General features: G+C 40.6%; 1 pseudogene. It reads right to left on the bottom strand.

From position 1 onward, the window contains the following. Positions 1-415: 415 nt before the first annotated feature. A pseudogene (locus IC21_RS08500) lies at positions 416-1,024 on the bottom strand (ABC transporter ATP-binding protein); the annotation flags it as partial. Positions 1,025-1,112: the final 88 nt, after the last annotated feature.

The following is a 1,112-nucleotide window of genomic DNA, read 5'->3' as shown; positions in this document are numbered from 1 at the left end:
CGAATAGTCGGACACCACTATATCCTTACTCTTGGGAAATCTACCTATTAACGGCGTTTGTTATATTTTCGTCACGGATTCAGGTTATTATCTTACCGGGAAGAAGCCATTTGGTCTCCATCCAATTGGTTGGAAAATGAGCCAACCAAATAGTTTGATCACCTGAATCCGTGACGAAATTTCCGCTTAAAGGCAAACAAATCGCATAAAATTTAGTATAATTGGTATATCAGACAAATTAAATTCATTCCACATTCAGGTGATCTAGGGAAATTTTTACATACTGAATCACTAAAAGTGCATTTATCGAATAGTCGGACACCACTATATCCTTACTCTTGGGAAATCTACCTATTAACGGCGTTTGTTATATTTTCGTCACAGATTCAGGTTACACTGTATCGTGAATACTTCTTTACATAGCCGGTGTGTCTACCTTAAATTGTTCAGCCACGTATTTTGCATACGTTTCATGCGTACGTACCAATTCATCATGTGTACCTGATCCTGTGACCCGGCCTTTTTCGATAAAGTAAATCTTGTCGCTGTCCACAATGGTTGCCAGGCGGTGGGCGATGACTAAAGTCGTGCGGCCTTTCATCAAGTTGGTTAAGGCTTCCTGGACTTTCATCTCTGACTCACTATCAAGACTCGCAGTTGCTTCATCCAACATTAAAATCTTGGGATTGCGCAAAAAGGCCCGGGCAATGGCAATACGCTGGCGCTGGCCGCCGGAGATTTTCACCCCGCGTTCCCCTACCTCTGTGTTAAGTTTGTCAGGCATTTCTTCGACAAATTTGCGTGCAAAGGCTAAATCTAAAACGTTCCAAAGTTGTTCATCCGTATATGTACCGTCTAATCCATACGTCAAATTGTCGCGGATTGTCCCAGCCATAATCGCAGAATCTTGTGAAACGTATCCGATTTGGCTGCGGTAATTTGTTAAATTGATCTCTTCAATATCCGTATCCCCAAATTTGATTGATCCGCTTGTTGGTGCATAGAAACGTTCAAGCAAACTAAACGCATATTCCGCACGTAAATTTTTCCATTTTAAGATTTTTTTAAAGGAATTTTCTCCTTCTTTGTAGAATTGAATGATTATCTAAACT

Origin of the sequence: Heyndrickxia coagulans DSM 1 = ATCC 7050, assembly GCF_000290615.1 — a bacterium.
Taxonomy (GTDB): Bacteria; Bacillota; Bacilli; order Bacillales; family Bacillaceae_C; genus Weizmannia; species Weizmannia coagulans.
Note: the sequence above shows the minus strand (reverse complement) of the source record. Positions and strands in the feature narration are given on the sequence as shown.